We start from the raw sequence: 19323 nt of genomic DNA, 5'->3' as shown, positions 1-19323 counted from the left end.
GAAATGACGGTGCTGGTTACCGGGGGAAGCCGGGGGATCGGCGCGGCGATCGCCCGACGATTCGCCGTGGAGAACATGAACGTCGTCATTCATTACAACCAGGCGCACGAGGCCGCGAACGAAACCGCTCGCGGCTGCATGCGGCTCGGCGCGGCGAACGTGCTTACCGTAACGGCGGATATCCGGTCGCGGGACCAGCTGATGCGGATGCGCGAGAAGCTGGAGCAGAGAGGGATGATTCCGGATATCGTCGTCAATAACGCGGGCATTGCGCATTACGGCATGCTCGCGGACGTGACGGACGACGTGTGGGACGAAGTCATGAACGTGAACTTGAAGGGCATGTTCCTATGCACGCAGCTTTTCATGCCGGCCATGATCAATCAGCGCTTCGGACGGATCATCAACGTATCGTCGATTTGGGGGTTATCCGGCGCATCCTGCGAAGTGCTGTACTCCACGAGCAAAGGCGGCATGAACGCTTTTACGAAAGCGCTGGCCAAGGAGCTTGCACCCTCAGGCGTAACCGTGAACGCGGTCGCTCCCGGAGCCGTCGATACCGTCATGCTGGACAACCTGAATGCCGACGAGAAAGTGGCGCTCGAATCGGAAATTCCGGTCGGACGCTTCGCGCAGCCGGAAGAAATCGCGTCGCTCGTGTATTTTCTGGCTTTGCCGGAATCGGCCTACATAACCGGTCAAATCATCAGTCCGAACGGCGGATGGCTGACCTGAATCGGTTGAAATCATAACCTACCTCAAATGTTGGACAGGACCTTGGCCGGAGGAATAAGATTCGTCTCTTGCGCGAACAATACGGTTGTTGCTGATCAACAGCCAACACGCAAAGGAGGAACAACACTAATGGCAACAGTCCTTTCTAACTTCGGTACATGGAAAGAGTTTTTGTCCGACCGCGTTGAACAAGCAAAGAGCATGGGGTTAAACGAAGATACCATTGCAAACCTCGCTTTCGAGATCGGCTCCTTCCTTGATGAGAAGGTCGATCCCAAAAACGAAGAACAACGCACGCTCAAAGAACTGTGGGATGCCGGCGACGAGTCGGAACGCAAAACGATTGCAGGCCTGATGGTCAAGCTAGTGCAACATTCGTAAACCTTCCTCGAGAAAAGCCTCCCCAGCGGAGGCTTTTCTGTAATGTTCGTTTATTGTTGCAGGAATTTGACGAATATTGTAGAATAAACTTTTTAAAGCTTCATTATCGTCAACTATTCCTCAAGCAGAGGTGTCATATGGAATTCAAACAATGGTATATGGAATACAAAATACATAAAAACCGCCCCGGCTTGCTCGGGGACATCGCATCGCTGCTCGGAATGCTCGAGGTCAATATTCTGACCATCAACGGCGTAGAGAACCGGACGCGGGGCATGCTCCTGCAAACGAACGACGACGAGAAGATCGAAATTCTCGGGCGGATGCTGCAAAAGGTCGACAATATTACGGTGCTGAAGCTTCGCGAGCCTAAGCTGGTCGATATATTGGCCGTTCGTCACGGCCGCTACATCGAGCGGGATTCCGACGACCGCAAGACGTTCCGATTCACGCGCGACGAGCTGGGCATGCTGGTTGATTTTTTGGGCGAAGTGTTTAAAAGAGAAGGAAATCAGGTCATCGGCCTGCGCGGCATGCCGCGCGTCGGCAAGACGGAATCGATCATCGCCGGAAGCGTATGCTCCAATAAACGATGGACCTTCGTATCCTCGACGCTTCTTCGCCAGACTGTGCGGAGCCAGCTGTCCGAGGAAGAAATGACACCGAACAATATTTTTATTATTGACGGAATCGTCAGCACCATCCGCTCCAACGAGAAACATCATGCGCTGCTTCAGGAAATCATGGCGATGCCATCGACCAAGGTCATCGAGCATCCCGACATTTTCGTGAAGGAGTCCGCATTTGAATACAGCGATTTCGATTATATCATCGAATTGCGCAATACCCCGGACGAGGAAATATCGTATGAATCGTTCACGATGGGGTTCAACGATTTCTAGCTGCCATTTGTTAAAATGAAGAGGAGGTGTGGTCATGTCGGATTTGGGCGCTTTGCTCAAGAAAGCGAGGGAGCAGCGAGACCTGTCCTTGGACGATATTCAGGACTTGACGAAGATCCGCAAACGCTATCTTGAAGCCATCGAAGAAGGCAATTACAGCGTGCTGCCTGGCTCGTTTTACGTGCGCGCATTCGTGAAGAATTACGCCGAAGCCGTTGGACTTGACGCGGAGGAAGTGCTTCGGCTCTACAATAAAGAAATTCCCTCGAGCGTACCCGAGCAGCAAGTCATCGAGCCCGTTCAGCGACCGCGCCGCGCGACGCAATCGCAAACGTCCGACCGCATCAGCAGATGGGGCTTTCGTGCGTTAATGTGGTCGTTTTTGCTGCTCATCATCGTGCTCGTGTACATTTTCGCCATTAAACAACCGGCCAAGGACAAAGTGGATTCGGCCGATCAGACGAAAATGACCGATGAAACGAAACCGCCGGAGACATCCCCGGACAAGGATACGGTGAAAAACGGCGAGCAAGGGCAAGATACGGCGACAAACGGCGGAACGACCGGCGGCAGCGACACGGGGACGGACACTTCGAATCCGCCGGCCGATCCGCCTCAGGATACGACCCCGCCTCCTCCGACCACGACGCTTACGCTTGACCGCACGTCCGGTTCGACCGACTACTACAATGTTTCTCCGGGCGGCGCGCATAAGATTGAAATGAAGTCCACCGGCCATGCCTGGGTGGGGATTTACCAGAAGAGCCGATCCGGGAAAATGGTCCTCAGCAAAACGATGGAAGACGGAGATACCGCAACGTACGAAGCGGACGGTCCCGTTTATATATCGGTCGGACGAGCCGATTTTGTAGAGGTTACCGTCGACGGCGTCGCCATCGACGATGGCAACGGTTCCGGCAAGCCGCGCAAAATGCAGCTGACGCCCGTCGAGGATACGGCGGGCACGGACGGCGCGACCGGAACGGATACGGCAACGACGCAATGATTTTCCCGGCAAGCCCGAGGCATTCAGACTGGATTTTTCGGTCCTGGATGCCTTTTCCTATGAAGCGGGATGCGTTATAATACATGTTTAGAATAAGTATAAATAAAGGAGCTAACTCACATGGCGGAACATTCATTCGACATTGTCTCGAAAGTCGATATGCAGGAATTGAGCAACGCGATCACGCAAGCGGAACGCGAGATCGAGACGCGGTTTGATTTCAAGGGAACGAAGAGCAGCTTTACGCTCGAGAAGAGCGACCTTGTCGTCGTTTCGGACGATGAGTACAAGCTGAAGAGCGTCATCGACATTTTGCAGTCCAAAATGATCAAGCGCGGCGTGCCGATCAAGAACATGGAATTCGGCAAAGTCGAAGGGGCATCCCTCGGAACGGTCAGACAACGAATCAAGCTGAAGCAGGGTATCGAGCAGGACAGCTCGAAGAAAATCAACGTTCTGATCCGCGACTCCAAGATCAAGGTCAAAAGTCAAATTCAAGGCGATTCCATCCGGGTAACCGGCAAGAGCCTCGATGAGTTGCAAGCCGTTATCGCGCTGCTGCGAGGCGCGGATCTGCAAATCGATCTGCAATTCACGAACTATAAATAAGGCGCCGGACGCTTTTTGCTTACATAGATCGGAGTCCCATAAGCCGCGATAAATGCGGCCGAGTGGGACTTTTTCCGGTTTTGACACTGCATAGGCCATGTATTATACTTGTTAGGATAGCTTTTCGGAGGGGTTTGGGGGATACATCGATGACTGAAAGAGTGAAAGTCGTAACATTAGGATGCGAGAAAAACCTCGTCGATTCGGAAATCATGTCGGGGTTGATCGATGCGCGCGGTTACCAACTGGTGGATCAGGCCGACGAGGCGACGGTCATAATCGTCAATACGTGCGGATTCATCGACGCCGCCAAGGAAGAATCCGTCAATACGATTTTGGACATGGCCGATTTTAAGCAAACCGGCCGATTGAAGGCGCTTATCGTTTCCGGCTGTTTGACGCAGCGTTACAAGAAGCAGCTGATGGAGGAAATGCCGGAAATCGACGGCATTGTCGGAACGGGCGACTTCCATCATATCACGGACATCGTCGACGAGGCGCTTCGCGGCAAACGCCCGGTGAAAGTCGGCAATCCGGCCTTCGATTACGATCAGAAGCTGCCGCGGCTCGTGACGACGCCGCGTTACACCGCGTTCGTGAAGATCGCGGAAGGCTGCGATAATGCTTGCACGTTCTGCTCCATCCCGATCATGCGAGGCAAATTCCGCAGCCGTTCCATGGAGTCGATCGTTGCCGAAGTGCGGCAGCTTGCGGATCAGGGCGTGCGGGAAGTCAGCTTGATCGCGCAGGATTCCACGAATTACGGCACGGATTTGTACGACAAATTCATGCTGCCCGAATTGCTCAACCGCGTCAGCGAGGTAGAAGGCATCTCGTGGGTTCGCCTGCATTACGCGTACCCGGGGTTCTTCTCGGACGAATTGATTGAAACGATCGCGACCAATTCGAAGGTGTGCAACTATATCGACATGCCGCTGCAGCACAGCGAAGATTCCATTCTGAAACGGATGCGGCGTCCGGGCAGGCAGCGCGACACGCGCGAGCTTGTTGCCCGCATCCGCGCGAGGATTCCCGACGTGGCGCTTCGCACCTCCATCATCGTCGGGTTTCCGGGCGAGACGGACGAAGATTTCGAACGTCTGTGCGATTTCGTCCGCGAGATGAAATTCGATCGTCTCGGCGTCTTCACGTATTCCCCGGAAGAGGACACGCCTGCCGTTCGTTTGCCGGACGCGGTGCCGGACGACGTGAAGGAATGGCGCTCCAATACGTTGATGGAGATCCAGCGCGAAGTGTCCAAATCATTGAGCGGCAAGCATATCGGCAAAGAAATCGAAGTGCTTGTCGAACGCTATGACGGCCGCAGCGACGTTTACGTGGGCCGTTCGCCTTACGATGCTCCGGAAATCGACGGCGAAGTGTTCATCTCCAACTGCAAGGCCGCGATCGGCGAAATTCAAAAGGTGCGGATCACGCACGCTTACGAATTTGACATGTCCGGGGAGGGGCTATAGTGAATTTAGCCAACCGCATCACGCTCGCACGCATCTTTTTGGTTCCGATCATCATGGTGCTGCTGCTCATCAACGTGGATTTGAAGCCGCTCTCGTTCGACGGCTCCGATTTTTCCATTACGTGGAATCAAATTTTGGCTGCGCTCGTATTCATAGTAGCGGCGAGCACGGATGGCCTTGACGGCTATATCGCGCGCAAGAACAAGATCGTCACCAACCTGGGCAAGCTGCTTGATCCGCTCGCGGATAAGCTCTTGGTCGCGGCCGTGCTCATTTCCCTCGTGGAAATGGAGAAACTGCACGCGTGGATCGCCATCGTGATCATCAGCCGCGAGTTTGCGGTTACGGGCTTGCGTCAAATCGCCTTGCTGGAAGGCACGGTCATGGCGGCGAGCAAGTGGGGCAAATGGAAGACGGCCGTGCAGATTACGATGATCATCGATCTGTTGCTGAACAATTTTCCGTTCGCGTTCCTGGACTTTCCGTTCGATCAGATCTCGATTTACGCGGCGGCGCTGATCACGGTGTATTCCGGGATCGACTACTTCGTTAAAAACAAGAATCTCATCCCGCTTACGGCATAGCACGACAGATACGGCATCACTCCTTCGCCTTTTATGGAAAGAGTGGTGCTTTGCTTTTCCTTGCTCGGGTATCGCCAAATCCTATACATAAGAAGTGGAGATGTTCAGATGCGTGCAGAAATCATAGCGGTCGGGACTGAGCTGCTGCTCGGCCAAACCGTCAACACGAATGCGACCTATTTGTCGCAAGGGCTGGCCGAACTCGGAATCGACGTGTATTTTCAAACCGTTGTCGGCGATAATGCCGGCCGTATCCGGCAAGCGATCGAGCTGGCTCGCACCCGTGCCGACTTGATTATGTTTACCGGCGGATTAGGCCCCACGATGGACGATCTGACGAAGGATGCCCTGGCGGAATATTTGGGCCGTTCCATCTCGGAGCACGAACCGAGCATGGCCAAGATCGCAGCCATGTTCACCTCGCGCGGGATTCATATGGTGGAGAGCAACCGCAGGCAGGCGAATTTGATCGAAGGCAGCGATCCGCTGGATAACGAAGCGGGGCTTGCCGTCGGCAACGCGCTCACGGTCGACGGCACCCACTACGTGCTGCTGCCGGGCCCGCCGCGCGAAATGAAACCGATGTTCGACGGACCGGGAAAGGCATGGCTGCGAACCGTCATGAACGAGGAACGCCGATTGTACTCGCGGCTGCTGAAGTTCGCGGGAATCGGGGAATCGAGTTTGGAGCAGGCTTTGATCGATTTGATCGAGACGCAGACCGATCCTTCCATCGCGCCTTATGCCAAGGAGGGCGAGGTGGCGATCAGGCTGTCCACCAAGGCGCTCAGCGAGCTGGAGGCGAACGGCAGGCTGGATGCAGCGGAGCGGCAGATCACGGACCGCGTCGGCCAATATCTCTACGCGCGCGAGGACATCACGCTGGAAGAAGCGGTCATCAGGCTTCTAAGGGCCTCCAGAAGAACGCTGGCGAGCGCGGAAAGCCTGACGGGGGGATTGCTCGCCCAACTGATTACCCGCATTCCTGGCAGCAGCGGGGAGTTCACGGGCGGCGTGGTGACGTATACGAATTTGATGAAGCATCGCCTGCTCAGCATCCCGTTGTCACAGCTGGAAGGAACGGGCGCGCCGGGCGCGATCAGCGAATCGACGGCGGCGCTGATGGCGGAGCGGGTTCGGGAGCTGGCCGAGAGCGATTTCGGGGTTTCGCTGACCGGCGTCGCGGGTCCGTCGGAGTCCGAGGGCAAGCCCGTAGGGCTCGTCTATTTCGGATTGGCCGAGCGCGGGAAGCAGACGAAAGTATTCACGGCCACATTGAACGGAAACCGCGAAATGATTCGCGTCCGCGCCGCGAAATCGCTTCTTTACAGGCTGTGGCAGGCGTTGTCCGGCAAGGACGTAAACTAGCGTATCGTGTAAAAATATAGCTTGCCAACGTATGGATGATCGACTATAATCGACCTTAGACGGAAGAACCGTGGCGAAGATTACTTTGCTGCGGTTTTTTTTATGCTCTCTGTTGGCCAATGGAGAAATAAGAATATATGTTCGTAAAAAGTCTTGTCAAAGCATTCGAAACAAGGTATCATGAGAGTATAAATCATGAAGGATGTGAGTTCGTTGGCAGATCGTAAGGCTGCGCTCGAAATGGCTCTACGTCAAATAGAGAAACAATTCGGTAAAGGTTCCATAATGAAGCTTGGCGAATCGACACACATGCAAGTCGAGACCGTTTCCAGCGGTGCGCTTGCGTTAGATATTGCTCTTGGGATCGGCGGTTTTCCGAGAGGTCGGATTATCGAAGTATACGGACCGGAATCTTCCGGTAAAACGACGGTAGCGCTTCATGCCATCGCGGAAGTGCAGCGCTCGGGCGGACAAGCTGCTTTCATCGATGCGGAGCATGCGCTGGATCCTTCCTACGCCAGCAAATTAGGCGTCAACATCGACGAACTGCTCCTTTCGCAGCCGGACACGGGCGAGCAGGCACTTGAAATCGCCGAGGCGCTCGTACGCAGCGGCGCGGTCGATATCGTCGTCGTCGACTCCGTGGCGGCTCTCGTGCCTAAGGCGGAAATCGAAGGAGACATGGGTGATTCCCACGTAGGTCTTCAGGCGCGTTTGATGTCGCAAGCGCTTCGTAAACTTTCCGGTGCCATCAGCAAATCGAAGACCATCACGATCTTCATTAACCAATTGCGGGAGAAAGTCGGCGTAATGTTCGGTAACCCGGAGACGACGCCAGGCGGACGCGCGCTGAAATTCTATTCCTCCGTTCGCCTTGACGTACGCCGTATCGAATCGATAAAGCAGGGCAATGACGTGGTAGGTAACCGCACGCGGATCAAGGTCGTGAAGAACAAGGTGGCGCCTCCGTTCAAACAAGCTGAGGTCGACATCATGTACGGCGAGGGCATCTCGAAGGAAGGCAGCATCGTCGATATCGGCGTCGAGCACGATATCATCCAGAAGAGCGGCGCATGGTTCTCCTTTAACGGCGAGCGTCTCGGCCAAGGCCGCGAGAATGCGAAGCAGTTCCTGAAAGACCGCGCGGACATATCTTCCGTGATCGAGAAACAAATTCGCGAAGCTAGCAACGTGGCTGCGAACGCGAACGCTGCCGCTTTCAGCGAAGATGAAGAGTCCGAGGACGAATTGGAACTCGAATTGGAATAATTCGGCATCCCGTATACGTTATATCAGGAGCACCTTTAAACAAGGTGCTTCTTTGTTTATAAGAGAGGTGAAGACATATCCTTACGATTACGAGCGTTGAGCAGGACAAGAAGAAAAAACAACGGTATTATTTGTATGTCAATGATGCAAATGAACCATTCACAAGCGTGCATGAAGATCTATTAATCAAGTTTCGGCTTCTGAAGGGGCGGGAAATCGAAGCGGATGAGCTGAAGCAAATTATACTCGAGGACAGCCACCATCGCGCTTATATATTGGCGTTGGCCCATCTGGGAGCCAGGCCGAGAACCGAGAAGGAAATTTTGCGTTATTTAGCCCGTAAGGAACTGGATGAACAGGCGGCGTTAATCGCGATCGAGCGACTGAAACGGGAGGGGCTGGTAAACGATCCCGTGTATGCGGAACTTTATGCCACGCAGCGGATGCGTTCGCAATTGAAGGGCAGGCGACTGCTGCAGCAGGAATTGCAGCAGCGCGGAATCAAGCGGGATACGGCCAAGGAAGCCGCAGCGAAGCTGAACGAAGAATCCGAGACGGAGATCGCCATCCGCGCGGCGATGAAGAAATGGCCTTATATTAAAGGAGAAGAGCGCGAGAGGAAACAGAAGCTGGCGGCGTTTTTGCTGCGCAGGGGCTTTCCTTCATCGACCGTCAGAGAAGCCGTAAAAACGGCCGCGCAAGAGGATCTGGAGGATGAAGATGGGCTCATGCTTGACAATTGATTTTCACAAAAGATAAAATGAGTTTGTATTCTATCTTCCAGAATCGATTTTCCTTCCAAAAATTGATTCAAAACGATTATTTTCGCCAATTAAGAATGTACGTTAAAAACCGGCTGGAAAACCAAATACTGTCCCAAGCGTTTGCTTAGGTGAACAACGAGGAGGTGAGATAATGCTGCCAGTATGGGCAACTATCCTGATCGCTCTCGTTGTTGGTGCAATTTTCTTTGGTGTCGGTTATTTTATTCGAAAATCGATCGCCGAGGCCAAAATTTCAAGTGCCGAGCAAGCCGCTAGTCAGATCGTAGAGAATGCGAGAAAAGACGCGGAGGCGCTGAAGAAAGAAACGGTTCTCGAAGCGAAAGATGAAGTCCACAAGCTCCGTACCGAGGCTGAGAGAGATATTCGCGAACGTCGTAATGAGGTACAGCGTCTTGAAAGACGACTGATTCAGAAAGAAGAGTCGTTGGATAAAAAAATAGAAGCGCTGGAACGCAAAGAAGAACAAGTAGCCAACAAAGAGAAGCGGATCGAGGAAACGCAAGAGCAGATCGATTCACTCTACAAGCAGCAGCTTCATGAACTGGAACGAATTTCCAACCTGACGATGGAAGATGCCAAACAAGTCATCTTGACCAACGTTGAACAAGAGGTTCGTCATGAAACGGCTCAAATGATCAAGGAAATCGAGCAGCAAGCGAAAGAAGAAGCAGACAAGAAAGCACGCGATATTATCTCGCTTGCTATCCAACGCTGCGCAGCGGATCATGTTGCAGAAACGACGGTTTCCGTTGTGGCATTGCCGAACGAAGAAATGAAGGGCCGTATTATCGGCCGCGAAGGCCGCAACATCCGCGCACTGGAAACGTTGACCGGTATCGATCTCATCATCGACGATACACCGGAAGCGGTCATATTGTCCGGTTTCGATCCAATTCGCCGCGAAATCGCCCGGACATCCCTCGAGAAGCTCGTTGCGGATGGACGCATCCATCCTGCCCGCATCGAGGAAATGGTCGAGAAATCGCGTAAGGAAGTGGACGAGCGCATCCGTGAATACGGAGAGCAGGCGACGTATGAAGTTGGCGTTCACGGTCTGCACCCAGATCTGATCAAAATATTGGGCCGCTTGAAATACCGTACGAGCTATGGTCAGAATGTGCTTAAACATTCCATGGAAGTCGCGTATTTGACCGGTCTGATGGCAGCAGAGCTGGGCGAGGACATCACGTTGGCGAGAAGAGCGGGCTTGCTGCACGACATCGGCAAAGCGCTTGATCACGAAGTGGAAGGCTCTCACGTCGAGATCGGCGTCGAACTGGCGAAGAAGTACAAAGAGCATCCGGTTGTCATCAACAGTATCGCGTCGCATCACGGCGACTGCGAGGCAACTTCCGTCATCGCCATGCTGGTCGGCGCTGCGGATGCACTATCTGCGGCAAGACCGGGGGCAAGAAGAGAGACGCTCGAAACGTACATCAAGCGCCTCGAGAAACTGGAAGGCATCTCGGAATCGTTCGAGGGCGTCGAGAAATCCTACGCGATCCAAGCCGGACGCGAAGTGCGCGTCATGGTGCAGCCGGATAAAATCGACGATACGGAAGCATTCCGTTTGGCTCGCGACATTACGAAAAAAATCGAGAGCGAGCTCGATTATCCAGGGCATATTAAAGTCACTGTCATCCGCGAAACGCGCGCAGTCGAATATGCCAAGTAACCACATAGCATGAAACCGGGAAAAGTGGCTGCTTGTCAGCCACTTTTCTCGGTTTATAACAGAAAGGTTTGACGAACATGAACGTATTGTTTATCGGGGACATCGTAGGTAACGTAGGCCGTGCCGCACTCAAAAAAGTACTGCCCGCCTTGAAAACAAAATACAACCCGCATATCATCATTGCCAACGGCGAGAATGCGGCGGCAGGCAGAGGGATTACCGCCGCGATCGTGAAGGAATTGCTGGAGGCCGGCGTTCACGGGATCACGATGGGCAACCATACATGGGACAACAAAGATATTTTCGAATGGATCGACGATCAGCCTCGCCTCGTGCGTCCGGCGAACTTCGCGCCGGAGGCGCCGGGCCAAGGAGCCGCGATCATCAAGGCCAATGGGAAGGAACTGGCGATCATCAATCTGCAGGGCCGGGCGTTTCTGCCGCCGATCGATTGTCCTTTCCGCAAAGCCGACGAGCTCATCGAACAATTCAAGCAGAAAACGAAGAACATTCTCGTCGATTTTCACGCGGAGGCGACTTCGGAGAAAATCGCGATGGGCTGGCATCTGGACGGCAAGGTTTCGCTCGTCGTCGGCACGCACACCCACGTGCAAACGAACGATGACCGGATTTTGCCCAATGGGACGGCTTATATTACGGATGTCGGCATGGTCGGTTCCATGGAAGGCGTGCTCGGCATGGAGCGGGAAGCGGTGCTGCATAGGTTCCTGACCCAGCTGCCGGCGCGTTTCGTGGTCGACGAAGGCGATTGGCATCTGCACGGGGTTTCCGTGGAAATCGACGATGCGACGGGCAAAGCGAAAAAAATTCAAAAAATCCGGTTGACGGAAACGGAATGGCTGCTCATGTAGCAGCCGTTTTCTATTCTACGATGCCAGATAGCTTTAAAGCTCGTTAACTGGCGTCCTCAGGCTGGGAGAGCAAGCTTGCCTCGGTGCGCTGGACGTCAAGCGGGGTCTTCCTGCTCTATGAAAATTCTCGCAATTCAGAAGATTTTGCTAACATAACGCAAGAAAGAAGGAATTTTTTTGCCTCTCTCGAATACTATCTTAATAGCGGTATTCATCCATCATTCCCGAGGAGGTCACTTTCCATGGATGTCTTAAAAGTTTCAGCAAAGTCTAATCCAAATTCTGTTGCAGGAGCGCTTGCCGGCGTGTTGCGTGAACGCGGAGCGGCTGAATTGCAAGCTATCGGGGCTGGTGCGTTGAATCAAGCGGTAAAGGCGGTCGCGATCGCGCGAGGCTTCGTGGCCCCGAGCGGAGTTGACTTGATCTGCATTCCGGCATTTACGGACATTGTCATCGATGGCGAAGACCGCACGGCAATCAAGCTGATCGTCGAACCCAGATAGAACCGGAATCCAGGCGAGACATGTAAATCGACTAGACCTGTTTACGACGTAGGCAGGTTTTTTTGCATTGCGCGGACAAATCGATTTCAGGAAGGATGATGGTCTTGGGGAATGTTCGGAAGGTCGATTTTCACTGTGACGTGCTGTCGAAACTGCTGGAGGACCCGACGCTGTCCTTCATCCAGGACGATCAGCGGAAACTCGACGTGACGCTGCCGAGGTTGAAGCAAGCGGAGTCTGTCTTTCAGACTTTCGCGGTCTACGTGCCGGAGCGAACGGACAAAACGATGGTACCGATCCTGCAAAGCATCGATCTTTTCTACCGCAAGGTACTGAGCGCGCCCGAGATGACGTTTATCCGCACGGCGGGGGATGTTAAGGCTTTGCAAAGGAAACCCGGGGCAATCGGCGCCATGTTATCGCTCGAGGGCGCAGACGGCCTCCAGGGAGACCTAGCGATGCTTCGCATCTTGTTCGCTCTCGGCGTCAGGGCGGCGGGGCTGACTTGGAACCATGCGAATTGGGGGGCGGACGGCGTACTCGAACACCGCGGCGGCGGCTTGACAAAAAAAGGCCGCGCCTTCGTAGAAGAATGTAATAGATTGGGTATACTGTTGGATGTATCGCATTTGAGCGACCGCGCTTTCTGGGATATGCTTCAGGCGACGGTCAAACCGGTCATCGCGTCGCATTCCAACAGCCGCAGTCTATGCCCGCATCCGCGCAATTTGACGGACGAGCAAATCAAGGCGCTTCTTGCCGCCGGGGGACTGATCGGGGTGACGTTCGTGCCGCAGTTCGTTTCTTCGCGCGTTCCTGCCGAAATTGCTGACGTGCTGCGTCACGTAGAGCGGATTTGCGAGTTTGGCGGCGAGCGGCAGCTCATGTTCGGATCGGATTTCGACGGAATCGACCGTTACGTGAATGATTTGACCCATCCGGGAGAGGTGCATCGCTTGCTGGATGCGCTGCTGGCGAAATACCCGGAGGCCTTGGTAAAGTCGTTTTTCGAAGAAAACGCATTGTCGTTTTTGTCGATGCATCTTCCGCGGTGAACGATGTTTTTATTCCGATCTCGCTGCGATATGGATATAATCGAAAAGAACTATCCGAGAAATACGTTGGAACTGCTTGCATTTTAGTACTTAGAGACATAAAATTTATTTGATTATGAGATAGAATGGTTCAACCCTTTACGATTCGTTAACGCAGCAGAAAATATGCAGGTTTATTCAAAAGAGGAGATGGGCATTTTGATCAGTCAATTGTCTTGGAAAATCGGGGGACAGCAGGGGGAGGGCGTCGAAAGTACCGACCGTATTTTCTCGACAGCGCTTAACCGCCTTGGCTATTATTTGTACGGGTACCGCCACTTTTCATCGCGGATCAAGGGCGGTCATACGAACAATAAGATCAGAATCAGCACGAAGCCGAAGCTTGCCATTTCGGACGATCTGGATATCTTGGTCGCGTTCGACCAAGAGAGCATCGATTTGAACGCGCACGAATTGCGTGCCGGCGGCGTCGTCGTGGCTGACGCCAAGTTTAACCCGGTTCTTCCGGAAGGCATCAATGCCCGCCTGTTTCCGGTGCCGATCACGTCGATCGCGGAGGACCTGGGCACGTCGCTCATGAAAAACATGGTCGCGTCCGGCGCATCCTGGGCGCTTCTTGGCCTGCCTATCGACGTGTTCAACAAAGCGGTCGAAGAGGAGTTCGGGCGCAAAGGCCCGGCCATCGTGGAGAAGAACATCGAAGCGGTCAAACGCGGCTCGGATTTCGTGCTGGAGCTGGCCGGCGGACCGTTGGAGGAATTTCGGCTTGAACCGGCCGACGGCAACCAAAAGCTGTTCATGATCGGGAACGAGGCGATCGGTCTCGGAGCGGTCGCGGGCGGCTGCCGGCTGATGTCGGCATACCCGATAACGCCGGCTTCCGAGATTATGGAATATTTGATCAAGAAGCTTCCGAAGTTCGGCGGCACCGTCGTTCAAACAGAAGACGAAATCGCGGCCGTGACAATGGCGATCGGCGCCAATTATGCCGGCGTTCGCACGATGACCGCATCCGCCGGACCCGGACTGTCGCTCATGATGGAGGCGATCGGCTTGGCGGGCATGACGGAAACCCCGCTCGTCATCGTGGATACGCAGCGCGGCGGCCCGTCGACGGGCTTGCCGACCAAGCAAGAACAGTCCGACCTGAACGCGATGGTATACGGCACGCACGGCGAAATTCCGAAGATCGTCATCGCGCCCGCCACGTTGGAAGATTGCTTCTACGACACGATCGAATCTTTCAACCTCTCGGAGCAGTATCAGGTGCCGGTCATTCTCATGACAGACCTTCAGCTCTCGCTCGGCAAGCAATCCTGCGAGCCGCTGGATCTTCATAAAATGCCGATTAACCGCGGCAAGCTCGTGCGCGAACTTCCCGAGCTGGAAACGAACGAACTGTTCAAACGGTACCAGCTGACGGAAGACGGCGTATCGCCGCGCGTCATCCCCGGCGACAAATTCGGCTTGCATCACGTCACGGGCGTGGAACACGACGAGACGGGACGCCCTTCGGAAAGCTCGGTCAACCGCAAGAAGATGATGGATAAACGCTTATCGAAGCTCGACGGCATGTACATCCGCGATGCCGTTCGCGCCGACGCGCCTCATGCGGAAGCGGATCTGCTGATCATCGGCATGGGCTCGACGGGGGGCACGATCGACGAAGCGCGCGCACGCATGGAAAACGACGGCTTGAAAACGAACCATATCACGATCCGCCAGATCCATCCGTTCCCCGCGGAATTGGTCGAGCCTTACCTGAAGAGCGCCGCCAAAGTCGTCGTGCTGGAAAACAACGCGACCGGCCAGCTGGCCGATCAAGTGAAGCTGCATGCCGGCCATGCCGACAAAATCAAAAGCGTCCTGAAATACGACGGCAATCCGTTCTTGCCTTCCGAAGTGCACAAAGCATGCAAGGAGTTGGTGTAAGATGGCGACATTCAAAGAGTTTCGCAATAACGTAAAACCGAACTGGTGCCCGGGCTGCGGAGATTTCTCCGTACAGGCCGCGATTCAGCGCGCCGCCGCTAACGTCGGGCTCGAGCCGGAAAGCCTCGCCGTCGTATCGGGCATCGGCTGTTCCGGTCGGATCTCCGGATACATTAACGCCTATGGACTTCACGGCATTCACGGCCGCGCGCTGCCGATCGCCCAAGGCGTGAAGCTGGCGAACCGCGAGCTGACGGTCATCGCGTCCGGCGGCGACGGCGACGGCTTCGCGATCGGCATGGGCCATACGGTTCATGCGATTCGCCGCAACATCGACCTCACGTACATCGTCATGGACAACCAGATCTACGGGTTGACGAAAGGTCAGACGTCGCCTCGCAGCGCGGAAGGCTTCAAAACGAAATCGACGCCGGAAGGCTCCATCGAGTCGACGCTGTCCCCGCTCGAAATCGCCATGTCGGCCGGCGCGACGTTCATCGCGCAGTCCTTCTCCAGCGATCTGAAGCAGCTGACGGCTTTGATCGAAGCGGGCTTGAACCACAAGGGCTTCTCACTCATCAACGTATTCAGCCCGTGCGTGACGTTCAATAAAGTGAACACCTACGACTGGTTCAAGGAGAACATCGTCAATCTGGATCAATTCCCGGACTACGATCCGTCCAACCGCATCGCGGCCATGAACAAAATCATGGAGACGAACGGCATGCTGACCGGTCTCATCTATCAAAACAAAGAGCGTCAAGCGTACGAGTCGATGATCACCGGGTTCCAGCCGGAAGGTCTGGCCAACCAAGACCTGTCGCTCTCCCAAGACCAGTTCGACAAGCTCTTGGCGGAGTTCAAATAAGCATTAAGCAAGTTTCCCATCGCAGCAGGACAGAAGGCATACCGCTTCCGTGTGGGGCGGTATGCCTTCTTGAAATCGCAGCAATACTAGCAGAAGCAACGGTCGTAACGACCGGGCACGGAAAGAAGGTTTGGGCAGCATGAAGAAAGTACCTGTGGGCGTCTCCGCCCGGCATATTCATCTGGAACAACGGCATGTCGAGCAACTGTTCGGACCAGGCGCCGAGCTATCGGTGTTCAAGCCGCTCTCGCAGCCGGGACAGTACGCGGCGAACGAGACGGTCGAGATAATCGGGCCGAAAGGAAGCTTCGGCAAGGTCAGAATCCTTGGCCCCGTCCGCAAGCGCACGCAGCTGGAAGTATCGCGCACGGATGCGTTCTCGCTCGGCATCAACCCGCCGGTTCGCGAGTCGGGCGACATCGACGGATCCGTCGGCATCACGATCAAAGGGCCGGCCGGCGAAGTGACGATCGAGGAAGGCGTCATCGTGGCCGCGCGCCATATCCATTTCCACACGAGCGATGCGGAGCGTTGGGGCATAGCGGACAAGAAGAAGCTGGCGGTACGTCTCCACGGCGAACGCGGCGTCGTGCTGGAAAACGTCATCGCGCGGGTATCGCCGGAATTCGCGCTCGATCTGCACATCGATACCGACGAAGCCAATGCCGCAGGAGCCAAAACGGGCGACGAGGCCGAAATCGTCGGGTAGCGAGTCGAAGGGATGTTTGCCGCCATGCGGCGAACGTCTCTTTTTTGCGTTGCGGCGCAGATGGAAGAGGAGGAGCATTTTTCTTTCTAATCGCGGCGGATTTTGCTATAATGCGGAGATGGACACGTATAGAGAGGGGACGTGAATGCTGTGGCCAGCACGGGGAAGGACTTCTCCAAGTACTTTGATTTCTCGAACGCGAAAGTACTGAACGAATCGGACGGAAAAACAACCTATCGCATCAACGGTAGAGATATAACGATAAACGCGGCGCCGAATTACAAAGACGAGAAGCGCAGGGGCAAGGAAGAGATTCAGGTTCACTACGAATCCGCGATCCCGCCGGAGCTCATGGAGCTCGGCAAAGGAAAAACCTACAACATCACGACGTACGGGTGCCAGATGAACGAGCATGACACCGAGGTGATGAAAGGAATATTCGAGCAGATGGGCTACCTGCCGACCGACGACCGCAATCAGGCGGACGTCATCCTGCTCAATACCTGCGCCGTTCGCGAGAACGCGGAGGATAAAGTGTTCGGCGAGCTGGGGCATCTGAAGCACCTGAAGATCGAGAAGCCGGGGCTCATCCTCGGCGTCTGCGGCTGCATGTCGCAGGAGGAGTCGGTCGTCGGACGCATCATGCAGAAGCACGGCTTCGTCGATCTGATCTTCGGCACGCACAACATCCACCGTCTGCCGTACTTGCTGCAGGATGCGCTGTTCGGCAAAGAGATGGTCGTGGAAGTGTGGTCCAAGGAAGGCGACATCATCGAGAATCTGCCGAAGAAACGCGAGGGCATGCGCGGCTGGGTGAATATCATGTACGGCTGCGATAAGTTCTGCACGTACTGCATCGTGCCTTATACGCGCGGCAAGGAACGAAGCAGGCGTCCGGAGGACGTCATCGCCGAAGTGCGCGAGCTGGCGCGCCAAGGCTTCAAGGAGATTACGCTCCTGGGGCAGAACGTCAATGCCTACGGCAAGGACTTCGAGGACCGCGATTACCGGTTCGGCGATCTGATGGCGGACATGGCCAAGATCGACCTGCCGCGCATCCGCTTCACGACGAGCCATCCGCGGGATTTCGACGATCGTTTGATCGACGTCCTGGCTGAGCGCGGGAACCTCGTCGAGCATATTCATTTGCCGGTGCAATCCGGCAGCACGGAAGTGCTGAAGCGGATGAGCCGCAAATATTCGCGGGAACTGTATCTGGACCTTGTCGGCAAGATCAAGCGGGCGATTCCGGATGCCGTGCTGACGACCGACATCATCGTCGGCTTCCCCGGCGAGACGGAGGAGCAATTCGAGGAGACGCTGTCGCTGATGAAGGAAGTCGGATTTGCTTCGGCATACACGTTCATCTACTCGCCGCGCGCCGGCACGCCCGCCGCGGACATGGAAGACAATATTCCCGAGGCCGTGAAGAAAGCGCGCTTGGCGCGGTTGAATGCGCTCGTCGGCGAGCTCAGCCTTCAAAGCAACAAGCTGATGCTCGGTCAAACATTCGAGGTCTTGATCGAAGGGCAGAGCAAAAACAATCCGGACGTGCTGGCCGGACGCACGCGCACGAACAAGCTGGTTCATATGAAGGGACCGGCGTCATGGATCGGACAATTCATCGAAGCGCGCGTAACGGACGTGCAGACCTGGTATGTCAAGGCAGAGCCGATCATAGAAGAATTGAAGCAGGAAGCCGTATCTTAACGACTAGAGGAGCTGGAAACGATGGCAAATGAACAAACGGCAAAACACGAGCATGATCACGACCACGATGCGGGCTGCGGCGTGCCAAAATTCAATACGGAGGACATTATCGTCCGCGCGGACATCATGGCCAAGACGAAGGAATTGGCGAACATGCTGTTCACGTCCGAGGAAGTGCAGCAGTTCCAGCGCGCCGAGAAGCAGATTCAAGGCAATGATCGCATCCAAGGCTTGATTGCGCAGATCAAGAAGAAACAGAAGGAAATCGTCGCGTTCGAGACAACGTTCAAAAATGCCGACATGGTGGCGAAGATCGAGAGCGAGATCGCCACGCTGCAAGACGAGCTCGACGGCATTCCGATCATCACGGAGTTCCAGCAAAGCCAAGCGGACATCAACTACCTGCTGCAAACGGTCGTGTCCGTCATTCGGGATACGGTCGCGGAGAAAATCACGATCGAGGATGCGCAGACGGAAGATCCGGAAGAGTGCATGTAAGCAGGCCATAAAAACACCAGCCGATTCGACGCTCGTCGAACCGGCTGGTGTTTTTGTTCATTCGGCGGAGGCGGCCGCTCAGGAATGCTTCCAGATCAGCGTCAGCAGCAGCGCCGCCGCGGCGAACCCGCCGCCGAGCCAGAAGCCGTAATCCCGGCCGAACCTATCGTTCACGAAGCGGGCCAGGAACGGTCCCGTGAACATGCCGACGGAATACACGGCTTGGTAGAAACCCATGGCCGTCGCGCGTTTGGCCGATTCGAACGGCTGGATGGCAAGCCCGAGCAGGATGGGCAGAGCATGCCCTGCGCGAAGCCGTTCAGGGTATTTTCCAATGCGGGCAAAGGAACTTTCACTCCTTCGGCATTTATGAATGTCAGCTTTCTA

The 19323-nt window shown here is 55.0% G+C and carries 20 protein-coding genes; 19 read left to right on the top strand and 1 reads right to left on the bottom strand.

Annotated features, from left to right (window positions below; all coding sequences use genetic code 11):
- The first annotated feature begins 3 nt into the window (after positions 1-3).
- The 19 genes from ymfI to GT019_RS00720 all read left to right on the top strand — a co-directional run bounded on the left by ymfI (position 4) and on the right by GT019_RS00720 (position 18936).
- On the top strand, positions 4-735 hold the full coding sequence (gene ymfI / locus GT019_RS00810; RefSeq protein WP_161741454.1) for an elongation factor P 5-aminopentanone reductase: 732 nt from the start codon (positions 4-6) through the stop codon (positions 733-735).
- Between the two features lie 129 nt (positions 736-864).
- Positions 865-1116, top strand: a complete 252-nt coding sequence (locus tag GT019_RS00805; RefSeq protein WP_161740227.1) for a DUF3243 domain-containing protein — start codon at positions 865-867, stop codon at positions 1114-1116.
- A 137-nt stretch (positions 1117-1253) separates the two neighbouring features.
- Positions 1254-2018 carry a DUF3388 domain-containing protein gene (locus tag GT019_RS00800; protein ID WP_090637512.1) on the top strand — a complete coding sequence of 255 codons (765 nt, stop codon included), beginning with the start codon at positions 1254-1256 and terminating at the stop codon, positions 2016-2018.
- Positions 2019-2052: 34 nt separating this feature from the next.
- Positions 2053-3024, top strand: a complete 972-nt coding sequence (locus tag GT019_RS00795; protein ID WP_161740225.1) for a helix-turn-helix domain-containing protein — start codon at positions 2053-2055, stop codon at positions 3022-3024.
- A 120-nt stretch (positions 3025-3144) separates the two neighbouring features.
- Positions 3145-3633, top strand: coding sequence for a YajQ family cyclic di-GMP-binding protein (locus tag GT019_RS00790; RefSeq protein WP_161740223.1), 489 nt, complete (start codon positions 3145-3147; stop codon positions 3631-3633).
- 149 nt (positions 3634-3782) lie between these two features.
- Positions 3783-5108, top strand: a complete 1326-nt coding sequence (rimO, locus tag GT019_RS00785; RefSeq protein WP_161740221.1) for a 30S ribosomal protein S12 methylthiotransferase RimO — start codon at positions 3783-3785, stop codon at positions 5106-5108.
- A complete protein-coding gene (gene pgsA, locus GT019_RS00780) occupies positions 5108-5692 on the top strand; it encodes a CDP-diacylglycerol--glycerol-3-phosphate 3-phosphatidyltransferase (RefSeq protein WP_161740219.1) in 585 nt (194 codons plus the stop codon). Before rimO ends, pgsA begins: the two co-directional genes overlap by 1 nt.
- A 108-nt stretch (positions 5693-5800) precedes the next feature.
- The gene (locus GT019_RS00775) at positions 5801-7060 is read left to right on the top strand and encodes a competence/damage-inducible protein A (RefSeq protein ID WP_161740217.1); all 1260 of its coding nucleotides are present in this window, start codon (positions 5801-5803) and stop codon (positions 7058-7060) included.
- A 213-nt stretch (positions 7061-7273) separates the two neighbouring features.
- Positions 7274-8329, top strand: a complete 1056-nt coding sequence (recA, locus tag GT019_RS00770; protein WP_161741453.1) for a recombinase RecA — start codon at positions 7274-7276, stop codon at positions 8327-8329.
- Between the two features lie 167 nt (positions 8330-8496).
- Complete coding sequence (locus GT019_RS00765) at positions 8497-9072, top strand: regulatory protein RecX (RefSeq protein WP_161740215.1); 576 nt, start codon at positions 8497-8499, stop codon at positions 9070-9072.
- Positions 9073-9244: 172 nt separating this feature from the next.
- Positions 9245-10789, top strand: a complete 1545-nt coding sequence (gene rny / locus GT019_RS00760; protein ID WP_161740213.1) for a ribonuclease Y — start codon at positions 9245-9247, stop codon at positions 10787-10789.
- A 77-nt stretch (positions 10790-10866) separates the two neighbouring features.
- Positions 10867-11661 (top strand): TIGR00282 family metallophosphoesterase, encoded by a 795-nt coding sequence (locus GT019_RS00755; protein ID WP_161740211.1) that lies wholly within the window; start codon positions 10867-10869, stop codon positions 11659-11661.
- 242 nt (positions 11662-11903) lie between these two features.
- Entirely contained in the window at positions 11904-12164 is a 261-nt protein-coding gene (locus GT019_RS00750) for a stage V sporulation protein S (protein WP_028597363.1), read from the top strand.
- 104 nt (positions 12165-12268) lie between these two features.
- Positions 12269-13219, top strand: a complete 951-nt coding sequence (locus GT019_RS00745) for a dipeptidase (protein ID WP_235946590.1) — start codon at positions 12269-12271, stop codon at positions 13217-13219.
- Between the two features lie 198 nt (positions 13220-13417).
- Positions 13418-15151: a 2-oxoacid:acceptor oxidoreductase subunit alpha gene (locus GT019_RS00740; protein ID WP_161740207.1), complete on the top strand. Its 1734-nt coding sequence runs from the start codon at positions 13418-13420 to the stop codon at positions 15149-15151.
- A gap of 1 nt (position 15152) precedes the next feature.
- Positions 15153-16019, top strand: a complete 867-nt coding sequence (locus GT019_RS00735; RefSeq protein WP_161740205.1) for a 2-oxoacid:ferredoxin oxidoreductase subunit beta — start codon at positions 15153-15155, stop codon at positions 16017-16019.
- A gap of 139 nt (positions 16020-16158) precedes the next feature.
- Entirely contained in the window at positions 16159-16728 is a 570-nt protein-coding gene (locus tag GT019_RS00730; protein WP_161740203.1) for a phosphate propanoyltransferase, read from the top strand.
- A 150-nt stretch (positions 16729-16878) separates the two neighbouring features.
- Positions 16879-18438 (top strand): tRNA (N6-isopentenyl adenosine(37)-C2)-methylthiotransferase MiaB, encoded by a 1560-nt coding sequence (gene miaB / locus GT019_RS00725; RefSeq protein ID WP_161740201.1) that lies wholly within the window; start codon positions 16879-16881, stop codon positions 18436-18438.
- 21 nt (positions 18439-18459) lie between these two features.
- Positions 18460-18936, top strand: a complete 477-nt coding sequence (locus GT019_RS00720; protein WP_161740199.1) for a RicAFT regulatory complex protein RicA family protein — start codon at positions 18460-18462, stop codon at positions 18934-18936.
- A gap of 78 nt (positions 18937-19014) precedes the next feature.
- Here the strand turns inward: GT019_RS00720 and GT019_RS00715 are convergent, their stop codons facing one another.
- Positions 19015-19209 (bottom strand): MFS transporter, encoded by a 195-nt coding sequence (locus tag GT019_RS00715; RefSeq protein ID WP_328803902.1) that lies wholly within the window; start codon positions 19207-19209, stop codon positions 19015-19017.
- Positions 19210-19323 lie beyond the last annotated feature (114 nt).

Source organism: Paenibacillus glycinis (genome assembly GCF_009909185.1).
GTDB classification, from domain to species: Bacteria; Bacillota; Bacilli; order Paenibacillales; family Paenibacillaceae; genus Paenibacillus_Z; species Paenibacillus_Z glycinis.
This window is presented reverse-complemented; position numbering and strand designations above follow the sequence as displayed.

Excerpts from the sequence above, each read along its gene's own strand:
- ymfI (WP_161741454.1), top strand. The coding sequence starts at position 4 with ATGACGGTGCTGGTTACCGGGGGAAGCCGGGGGATCGGCGCGGCGATC.
- GT019_RS00805 (WP_161740227.1), top strand. The coding sequence starts at position 865 with ATGGCAACAGTCCTTTCTAACTTCGGTACATGGAAAGAGTTTTTGTCC.
- GT019_RS00800 (WP_090637512.1), top strand. The coding sequence starts at position 1,254 with ATGGAATTCAAACAATGGTATATGGAATACAAAATACATAAAAACCGC.
- GT019_RS00795 (WP_161740225.1), top strand. The coding sequence starts at position 2,053 with ATGTCGGATTTGGGCGCTTTGCTCAAGAAAGCGAGGGAGCAGCGAGAC.
- GT019_RS00790 (WP_161740223.1), top strand. The coding sequence starts at position 3,145 with ATGGCGGAACATTCATTCGACATTGTCTCGAAAGTCGATATGCAGGAA.
- rimO (WP_161740221.1), top strand. The coding sequence starts at position 3,783 with ATGACTGAAAGAGTGAAAGTCGTAACATTAGGATGCGAGAAAAACCTC.
- GT019_RS00775 (WP_161740217.1), top strand. The coding sequence starts at position 5,801 with ATGCGTGCAGAAATCATAGCGGTCGGGACTGAGCTGCTGCTCGGCCAA.
- rny (WP_161740213.1), top strand. The coding sequence starts at position 9,245 with ATGCTGCCAGTATGGGCAACTATCCTGATCGCTCTCGTTGTTGGTGCA.
- GT019_RS00755 (WP_161740211.1), top strand. The coding sequence starts at position 10,867 with ATGAACGTATTGTTTATCGGGGACATCGTAGGTAACGTAGGCCGTGCC.
- GT019_RS00750 (WP_028597363.1), top strand. The coding sequence starts at position 11,904 with ATGGATGTCTTAAAAGTTTCAGCAAAGTCTAATCCAAATTCTGTTGCA.
- GT019_RS00735 (WP_161740205.1), top strand. The coding sequence starts at position 15,153 with ATGGCGACATTCAAAGAGTTTCGCAATAACGTAAAACCGAACTGGTGC.
- GT019_RS00730 (WP_161740203.1), top strand. The coding sequence starts at position 16,159 with ATGAAGAAAGTACCTGTGGGCGTCTCCGCCCGGCATATTCATCTGGAA.
- GT019_RS00720 (WP_161740199.1), top strand. The coding sequence starts at position 18,460 with ATGGCAAATGAACAAACGGCAAAACACGAGCATGATCACGACCACGAT.